Source organism: Pedobacter sp. UBA5917 (assembly GCF_002432345.1).
Taxonomy (GTDB): Bacteria; Bacteroidota; Bacteroidia; order Sphingobacteriales; family Sphingobacteriaceae; genus Pedobacter.
The window spans coordinates 19,051-28,730 of record NZ_DJDT01000042.1 but is presented as its reverse complement, the minus strand read 5'-3'; the positions used below and the strand labels follow the sequence as shown (position 1 = coordinate 28,730).

Here is a 9,680-nt window from a genome sequence, read left to right as displayed (position 1 = left end):
TCGAGCGGAGTGCAACGCAGCCGAGAGATCTATCGAGGCAGATCTCTTTCCCGCATATCCCACATCTTGTGATACAAATGCTATTTTTTTTCCGCTCCTATGCCGCGGAGGCATGGTAGTTTTTCACAGTTAATGTTGTTTTTATTTGTGTTCAAGAATGCTGCGCATTTTGGAGCGCCAAAGTACCCAAAGCGCTTCGTCAATCCATTAGGTGCTTCCACACAAGCCCAGTACACATCAAAAAAACACCGGCACTTTGTTTTGTGCAGTAAGTATTGGATAATTTAAAGTTTTTACGAGATCTGCACAAAACCACTGCGTTTTAGGTTTGACAGTGCCAATTGTTCCATTTTACACCTGTTTTTTTGATTTCCCTGCACTTGGGATTGACGGGCGTTCTTCGGTAAAACCAGTTTGTGTCCAAAGCAAGCCAGCATAATGCCTTAAAAAGATGTAAACACACAATAGGAATATTTGGACCATTCCAGTCGAGATGAAGATAATTTAATACTTTCCCCGTATGTAAGCTCAAAATGGCAGTTCTGCCTATTTTTCATTATACTTATAAAATGATTAGCCTGCTAAAAGTTTACCTCACAGCCATATTGCTTTGCTTTTTCCTACCCCTTTTAAAAGCGCAGGAAATGGTAAATATCAAAAATAACACGATAGAGCATTTTTTCAGGTATGGCGAAGTAAGTTATCTGGAAGACCGTAGTGGCGTGATGAACTTCGATGAAATAAGGCTACAGGATAAACTAGGCCGCTTTAAACCCAACGAAGGTTATTATCCCATCAATTTTTCGAGGCCATCAGCCTATTGGTACAAGGTAAAGGTAAATTTTCCATCGGGATTAACCGGGAAACTGGGTCTTATCGAATTTTTCGACCAAACCACTGATGAAATCACTGCTTACTTTCCCGATGCACAAGGCAACTATAAACGTGAGGATGCTGGCGCAAAAACCAGATTCGAAAACCGCCTTTATCAGCATAAAAACTTCGAATTTACGATTACCAACCAGTCAGAGGGTCCTCATATCCTTTATTTCAGGTTAAAATCAGCCAATCATGTGAATGTGATCATCGTTTACCGAACTTTAGAACGTTTTATCCACTACGCCCTGCTCGAATATATTTCTTTCGGTCTTTTTTATGGGATGATCCTTGTTTTCTGTCTCTATAACCTATTGATGTTTTTCGCCACCAGGCTTAAAGAATATGTTTATTATGTACTGTTTATCTTTAGTGTTGGCGTTTACGAAATGAGTGCTGATGGCATTGCCTTCCAGTTTATATGGCCACATTTACCAGAATTGAACAACTATGCCTACGGAACAGCCTTATACTGCATGAGCATTTTTGCCCTCATTTTTACCAAAATATTATTGCAGGTAAAAAAAAGAAACCCAACCTTTTATTTCATTATCCAGTTAACCATCGTTATCAGAACAGTTTATTTTGCCATTTGCCTGTTTGCGAAAAATGAATGGTTCATCTATAAATTCCTCGAATTTATACCGCTTTCAGTAGCCTTTTTAACTGCGGCGGTGATCTGGTACCAGGGTTTTAAACCGGCCCGTTTTTTTGTACTGGCCCATGCTTTTCTTTTTGTTGGCGCAATAATCAAGTTGATCGCGGTACTTGGCTTTGCCGAGGGCTGGCCCGGGGCGGTAAGCCATTACAGCATCAGTTTTGGTTTTATTATGGAAATGGTACTGCTTTCCTTTTCCATCAGCGATCAGGTAAGGTTGTTGAGGAAAGAACGCGACAAAGCCAAAGATGAAGCACTGAAACACATCGAACTGAATGTGGTACTTCAAAAATCGCTCAATGAAGAACTGGAAGAACAGGTGGCCGAGCGCACACGCGAACTGACCATTCAATCGGAAAAGATACGCGAACAGGCCGAATACATATCAAGGATCAATATATTACTTGAAGAGGACAATGTAAAACTCAAAAGCAATATCGAAAAGATAACTGATGCCAGGATCGAATCGATTGAACTCACTTTTGATGAATTTAAACAAAAATATCCCGACCGCGATCAATGCTACAGACTTTTATCGGATATTAAATGGAAAGATGGTTTTGAATGCCGCAAATGTGCAGGCACCAATTATAGTATTGGCCGGAGACCTTTTAGCCGCAGGTGCAAAAAATGTTTCTATGAGGAATCGCCCATGCAGGATACCATTTTTGAGAACAACCGCATCCCGATCAATAAAGCGTTTTATATCGTTTACCTGATGTTCAGTACGCAGGGCAAAATTTCATCCTATCAACTTGCCGAAAAAGTTGGCATCAGGCAAAGTACCTGCTGGGCTTATGCCATCCGGATTAAACATATCCTTGAACAACAGAAACCACATCCAAAAAACAGGAAAAGCAGCTGGATAGACCTGGTGATGAAACACGAACAGAATACCTCATCAAAAACGGACGGTTAATCCCAGAGAAATATTTTTTACATTTTTAACCGCAGCATTAAACTGGGTTGATTGCGTGCTTCCATCATCAAGAAAAAGTTTATCGGTACCATTTCCGGTTTCAGCATGAGCGTATGCTCCGCTCACATTAAACAAAAGATAAGGTTTAAGCTGATAAACAAAGCCTAACAAAACACCAAGCTCATAACCATTGGCGTTTTGCTCAAAACTTAATGGATGTTGAAAGGCATAAATCAGGTTCCAATCTGCCTGGCCTTTATATTTTAACTGATCGTAACTTAATGTAGCATTCAATTTTAATTTAGGCAAAATGGCATATCCCACAGAAACCGCTGTAGAAATACCTGTCCAATTTGTACCATAGCTGGAGTGCAAGGCATTTTCCCCTTCCAAGGCCACCGCATGATCTAAAAGTAAAAGATTTTCTTTTTTATCGGTATAACCGGCCATTACCGCAATTTCCAACTTTTCGCGCAGCAATATTTTATAACCGGCAGCAATACCGAAATTGCTTAAATTCCCTTCATCACTTCTTAATGCGGCGTGATAGGTTTGTGCCTCAAGGTTATCCTCTCCATAATCGGTATCGGTAGCGTTACCTGATTTAATGTAAGCTTTTGCAAAACCGCCACTGATAAACCATCTTTTGGTAAGGTTGATTTTTAGGTCGGCACTTAAAATTGGTCCACGAAGGGCATTCCATTTTACTTCCGACAGGATATTTGGCGATTTGCCGTTTAAATTACCGGCTATAGACCAATGCAAGTTGCTTGATTGATAACCTGAAGATAATGAAAGCGCTACAATAGGATTTTTTTGGGCGTAAAGCGCAATTCCGTAAAACAATAAAAAGGCAGTAAATAATGATCTCATATAAAACGATAAAATATGAAACTTGGCTAGATAAATAATATTCCTTTGGAAGATTTTCTATTTTTACTTAAAAGTCGTCACCCTGAATTTATTTCAGGGTCTATCCAATGCTTGCGCTCGTTCACCCTGATCCGATAGCTATCGGATTTATTTCAGGTTCTATCCAATCATGCTTGCGCTCGTTTCCAAACGAGTGCATAAATAGTTACACGATTTTATCGTTGCAAACGATATCCTATTCAACGTTCGTTAGAAACGACCGTTAGCGGATTTCGAATGAGCAAGGCCGTCATTGCGAGGAGGCTTTTTCAGCCAAGGAAGCAATCTTACAACGTTAGCTACTAGCGCACGCATTAAGATTGCTTCTTTCATCCTTACGTTCGTTTCCAAACGAGTGCATAAATAGTTACACGATTTTATCGTTGTAAACGATACCCTATTCAACGTTCGTTAGAAACGACCGTTAGCGGGGTTTCGGCATCTTTCCTGCACGATAGACCCTGAAATAAATTCAGTGTGACGATTATCGTATTGCTAAAAACAATTAAGAAGCATTCCCCGACCATTTAAAAGTAGCCACCCCACCACCCGGCAAAGTATAGGTGAAATATTGATTTCCCCATTTTACTTTAAAGGTTGCGTTTGATGAACCGTTGTTTAACGCGATTAGCACTTTGCTACCATTGCTGTTCCGGAAAGCCGTGGTCTGAATACTTCCAGAATTATTTGATGAGATACGAACAGCACCCGGAGATACAAATTTTGAAGCATGGCCAACAATATAATAACCAACATTACGGGTTATGCTCGATCCGTTGATGGTAAGTGCGCCTTTAGAAACGGTACTACCGCCAGGCGTATGCGGACCACTGTTCGGATCAGATGCCAGATTCCACTCTAAAGCGGTTCTCGACCAGTTATTCATCGAACCTATAATTACATTCTGCACGTGCCAGGCCAGGTCGCCGCCAAAACTTCCGTTAGAGTCCGTATACTGTTCGGTAAAATACACGTTTTTATTGGTGGCATTTTTTACCGTGGTCATTGCCGAAATATTACCCGCATAAAGGTGAAAAGCCGAGCCATCTACATAACTGCTGTTATTGGCCACATAGATTGGATACTCGGTATTATCACAATTGTGATCGTAGCAGATTATTTTACAATTAAATCCAGCGCCACGTAGTTTAGGGCCAATATAATCGTTGATGAGGCCCAGTTGATTTTCCTTGGTCAATTTCATACTGGGCTCGTTATTTTCATTTAAAGGCTCATTTTGAGGTGTTATGCCCCAAATGGTAATTCCCTGTGCCTTCATAGCGTTCATATAATCAAGCCAGTATTGACCATAGCTTTCATAATTTTCGGCTTTAAGTGTACCTGCCTTGAAAGAGCCATTTGTTTTCATCCATCTTGGGGCTGTCCATGGCGTTGCCAATACTTTTATGTTCGGATTGATGGCCAGGATTTTTTTCAGGATCGGGATGGTATAGGTTAAATCGGGGCCTGATAAGCTGAAAGAAGCACCATCACGATACGTGTACGAATACTCACTCAAATCGGTAGCGCCGATGCCAATACGTACCACCGAAATACCGATACCGCTGGAAGTATTGAAAAGTTCATTTAAGATCGAACTCTGTGTACCTGCCGGCAAATCATTGATCAATTTGGCACTGCCCTGTGTAAGCGTGTAGCCAAAGCCATCAATACCCTGGAAAGTTGATCCTTCATTCACGGTAATTGTAGTTGAGGCCGAACCCGCATTGGTAGAAAAAGTAACATTACCCTGTTGTTGCAGCAATTTGCTCTGGTCGCCGGTAGTCATCCAGATACTTACCGATTCGTTTGCCCTAACGGTTGTAGATTGCCCGTCGGTTTCTTCAACGGCATTCATGTTTTTCCTGCACGAAAACAGCGAGATGCAGAGTGCTGTAGCAGTAAAAAACTGCAGATAGATTTTTCTCATAAGATTAATAATTGGTTAGTAAAAAATATAATTGGTTTTATTTAAGCTTAACGATATAACCTGTTTGTATTTTCAGGCTACCTGTATCAACAACATACATTTAGTAAGCGGCAAATACCTTATTCCAACTACAGCAAATCTATATAAAACAAGACATCAAAACAACAAATTAATTATGTAATTACTTGATAATCAGATAGTAATAAAATTTAATAATACGGATTGATTCCAGTAAACGTTTATAAAAAGCGATTGAAAATCAACAGATTAGGATTAAAACGAATACAAATAGCAGAAGTGGCTTAATACGCTTTGATACAAGAAAATATTTTTGTTTTAAGAGCGAAAAAGCGTATTATCTCTACTGGTTTTTAAAGAAAATTCAGTGTTTAAGCGCTTAAAAGATTCTGCTTAAACGCAATGTTTGTACTTTTACCCAAAAGGTTTAAATATGGATGATCTGGTTAATCAGTGTTTAGGTAAACTCGGAAATGAACTGGTTTCGAAAATCACGACGAAAGGCAAACTCAGGGTATTTCAGCCAGGAGAGGCGATCGTTAAAACAGGACAGGTGGTGAGATATCTGCCAATCGTTTTAAACGGTGCCGTAAAAATATTCAGCGAAGAAAAAACAGCGCACTTCCACCTTTACTATATTAATCCAGGCGAGCCCTGCGTATTCAGCTTCGCTCATTTATTCAGCCTCGAACCCCAAAGTTTTTCTGCATTGGCCGAAACAGAAAGTACATTGATCCTATTAGATGTGAAAACGGCAGAAGAACTCTTTGATAACCATCCCTCGTTTTCGAGGATGATTGTTGCAGCCTACCAGAAACATTATAACCAGTTACTATCTACTATTATTGGGTTAAGCTCCGATCGGCTGGAAGAACGGATATTGAATTTCCTTATCCAAAAAATCACCATCACCAGAAAAAACCCGATTACCATCTCACAACCCGAAATTGCTTCGGACATGGGCACCTCGAGGGAAGTGGTATCGAGGTTGTTGAAAAAACTGGAAGAAAATAAAAAGATTGTCCGCGAAGGAAAAAAAATAAAAGTGCTGTAATGTGATAATGGTCACGCTTTTAAATTTATGCGTACATTAATTTCGTATAAAATTTAAAAGATGTACGAAAATATAGAACTGATCCCTGGTAATTCATTGATTACTGAAACACCAGAACAAGGCCGTGCCCTGGCCGTAAAACTGGCCAGGTTGATTATCAAAAGTACCCAACCAGATGCCAGCGTAAGGGAAAAATTAAGAGGTGTTTATGCAAACGATGCAGCAATGCTGATTGCGATAGGCCAGACAGTTGCAATAGAGTTTGCTACGATTGCTGCTGCCAATGAGTATTGGAAGAAGTAATGCTTCCATGGTCTGTGTCCTTACAGACCGAGGCATTTTGTCATCCTGAGCGCAGCGAAGGATCTCTAACCGATGAAATACAGAACCCAAAAACACTACTTTTAAGGGCTGTGCTTAATTAAAGGCTATGCTAACTCATAACAGATTCTTCGTTGCGCTCAGAATGACAGGAGGTTTATTTAAAATCCGGCACAGGAAATAAATACCCACCAAATAAAATATACGACCATAACAACGTCCAGAAGATGTTGAAAATCTGCGCGGTTACGAAAGTAAATGCCGGTCGGCCTCCCTGTAATTTTACCAATGACGAAAATTTAGCTTCCATACCGATCGAGATAAAGGCTATGGCGAACCAAACCGTGCGTAATCCGTTTAAGGTTGGCGCAACACTTTTCGCGGTAGCAGGCGACAGCAGGAAAGAGAATACCAACGATGCAGCGACAAAGCCCAACACAAATTTCGGGAAACGCTCCCATACAATTTTTAGTCCAGGGCTTTCTGCTTTTACTAAAACTTCACCATTTTCGCCTTTTGGCTTTTTATAAGCCCACCAGATGGCGATAAAAAATGCAGCTACTCCGATAAATACATTTTGCGAGAATTTGGCAATTACCCCAGCCTTAACAGCAATTGGGCCAACTAAATCGCCTGCCGCGGTAACCGTTGCAGTGGTATCTAAAGTTCCGCCCAACCAGGCACCGCCGATTACATCAGGGATGTGAAAATACCTTACGGCCCAGGGCTGGATCACCATCATCGGGATGGCCATAATTAACACCAAAGTAGTTACGTAAGATAGTTTGCGTTTGTCGCCATTAATTGCTCCTGCTGCAACTATCGCGGCAGAAACACCGCAAATGGATACGGCAGATGCCAAAATTACACCGAATTCATCATCCACTTTTAACCTGCGGCTTAACCACAAAGAGAAAAACCAAACGGCTGTTACCACGATAACTGCCTGCACGATGCCGGGCAAACCGGCTTTGATTAAATCGGCCGATAAAATGGTGGTTCCTAAAATTACCAGACCGGTTTTAATGTAGAATTCAGACCGTACGGCTTCTTTTAACCATTCGGGCAGTTTTACCACGTTACCGAGTAGAATACCTATTAACAAAGCAAAAACCACATATTCCAATCCGAAATAAGATACGTTTTTGTTCCCCCCAATGATGAAAGAGATGATGGCAAAAAAGTAGATCAGCGAAAAACCTGCAGCGAATCTGGCCACATTACCACCCGAAAGGGCGATGGCTATGGATGCAAGTGCCAGAAAAATTGCACCTGTTTCTAAAATGAGTAATAAATTTGAACCTGAAAGGATTTTACCAAAGAGATCTTCGGAGGTTGCCCATTTATAAGCAGGTAAAGTAATGGTTGTGCCGCTATTGGTTAAATAAAGTACGGTAGCAATAATAATTGTTCCTAAAATTACCGCCCACCAATCTTCGGTAAGCGATTGTAAAAATGTTTTTTTGTCGGGCGTGATCCCTGCATCTGTTAAAGCTCCTGTAGTTCCCGAAGCATTGTTCTGTGTTGACATAGTGTTTCTTTGTGGTTATCTGATTTTTATGTTGAAAATATCTTTTAATACTCTTTTTGCTGCATTGTAGCCGCACATTCCGTGTACGCCACCTCCAGGCGGGGTAGATGAAGAACAGATGTACAATCCTTTGGTGGAGGTTTTATATGGCGACCATCTTAAAGCCGGACGCGTAAATAACTGCCCGAGGTCTAATATCCCGCCATTAATGTCCCCGCCGATATAGTTGCGGTTATGCGCTTCCATCTGTTCGGTATTCATGGTGTGTTTAGCCAAAATCCGATCTTTAAAGCCAGGTGCAAAACGTTCTACCTGATTTTCGATGATAGCTGTCATATCCTGTTTTGATCCATTTGGAACGTGGCAATAGGCCCAGGCCGTCTGCTTTCCTTCGGGCGCACGAGATGGATCGAACAAACTCTGCTGTGCCAAAAGCACATAAGGTTTTTCTGCCTGTTGGCCTTTACTGGTCGTCAGTTCGCCTGCGGCGATCTCTTCGAAAGTATTGCCCAAATGTATGGTTCCTGCGCCCCGGCATTCTTCGGCAGTAAACGGAATCGGTCCATCCAATGCCCAATCTACCTTAAATACGCCCATACCGTAGCGGTAACGTTCGAGCTGCCATTTGTAAATACTGGAAAATTTATGCCCTGCGATCTGCAATAACTGTTTTGGGGTAACATCAAAAAGTACCGCATGGGCTGACGGTAATTGATCTAAAGAAGTAACAAAGGTCCCGGTTTCGATTTTGCCGCCCAGCGATTTAAAATAACCTGCCAATGCCTCTGCAATAAATTTTGATCCACCTTTGGGTATCGGCCAGCCCTTAAGGTGCCCGCCGGCCAATAATACCAAGCCAATGGCCGTGGTACTTAAATTACTTAAAGGTTGTATGGCATGTGCGGCCATTCCACCAAAAAGTCCGCGGGCATGTTTCTCTTTAAACCGTTTAACAAAACCTGTAGCGCTGCTTAATGCTTTCAAACCGAAACCAGCCATTGCCAATGGATGTTTGGGAAAATGTAAAGGTCCTAAAGCATCTTCATCAATCAATGGCCAGGTAGCCGTGATGCTCTCCATCAAAGAAGTATAGGTTTTAGCATCGGCACCCAAATATCCGGCTGTTTTTTGGATAGAATGATCGAGTATGGCAGCAGTACCATCATCAAAAGGATGTGCCGCAGCCAAAGTAGGCTGCAGGTATTCCAAGCCATGCTCAGCCAAAGGCAGAGTTTTAAAAAATGGCGAAGCCAGTGCCATCGGGTGAATGGCCGAACATACATCGTGCGTAAAACCGGGCAAAGTGAGCTCGGCCGAACTCAATCCGCCGCCAATTACGTTTTTACCTTCTATAATTAAAACGGAAAGTCCCTGTTGCTGCAAAAGGATGGCCGCAGCCAATCCGTTTGGCCCCGATCCTACTACAATTGCATCATAATCCCGTTTTTCTAATTTCATCTG

General features: G+C 41.6%; 7 protein-coding genes. 3 read left to right on the top strand and 4 right to left on the bottom strand.

All coding sequences use genetic code 11. The features are described 5' to 3' along the window. Nucleotides 1-569: 569 nt before the first annotated feature. Entirely contained in the window at nucleotides 570-2,453 is a 1,884-nt protein-coding gene (locus B2V92_RS02895; RefSeq protein ID WP_293304659.1) for a 7TM diverse intracellular signaling domain-containing protein, read from the top strand. On the opposite strand, the gene B2V92_RS02890 is transcribed toward B2V92_RS02895, so the two are convergent. Further along, nucleotides 2,436-3,326 carry a hypothetical protein gene (locus B2V92_RS02890; RefSeq protein WP_293304657.1) on the bottom strand — a complete coding sequence of 297 codons (891 nt, stop codon included), beginning with the start codon at nucleotides 3,324-3,326 and terminating at the stop codon, nucleotides 2,436-2,438. The two genes, B2V92_RS02895 and B2V92_RS02890, sit on opposite strands and share 18 nt — an antisense overlap. A 544-nt stretch (nucleotides 3,327-3,870) precedes the next feature. Then, entirely contained in the window at nucleotides 3,871-5,295 is a 1,425-nt protein-coding gene (locus B2V92_RS02885) for a glycoside hydrolase family 30 protein (protein ID WP_293304655.1), read from the bottom strand. Nucleotides 5,296-5,719: 424 nt separating this feature from the next. Here B2V92_RS02885 and B2V92_RS02880 point away from each other — a divergent pair, with 424 nt between their 5' ends. Both B2V92_RS02880 and B2V92_RS02875 read left to right on the top strand, forming a co-directional pair. After that, nucleotides 5,720-6,367, top strand: coding sequence for a Crp/Fnr family transcriptional regulator (locus B2V92_RS02880; RefSeq protein ID WP_293304653.1), 648 nt, complete (start codon nucleotides 5,720-5,722; stop codon nucleotides 6,365-6,367). A gap of 60 nt (nucleotides 6,368-6,427) precedes the next feature. Continuing rightward, complete coding sequence (locus B2V92_RS02875) at nucleotides 6,428-6,670, top strand: hexameric tyrosine-coordinated heme protein (protein WP_293304652.1); 243 nt, start codon at nucleotides 6,428-6,430, stop codon at nucleotides 6,668-6,670. 175 nt (nucleotides 6,671-6,845) lie between these two features. Here the strand turns inward: B2V92_RS02875 and B2V92_RS02870 are convergent, their stop codons facing one another. Continuing rightward, a complete protein-coding gene (locus tag B2V92_RS02870; protein WP_293304651.1) occupies nucleotides 6,846-8,219 on the bottom strand; it encodes a YeiH family protein in 1,374 nt (457 codons plus the stop codon). 15 nt (nucleotides 8,220-8,234) lie between these two features. Further along, complete coding sequence (locus B2V92_RS02865; RefSeq protein WP_293304650.1) at nucleotides 8,235-9,677, bottom strand: phytoene desaturase family protein; 1,443 nt, start codon at nucleotides 9,675-9,677, stop codon at nucleotides 8,235-8,237. Nucleotides 9,678-9,680 lie beyond the last annotated feature (3 nt).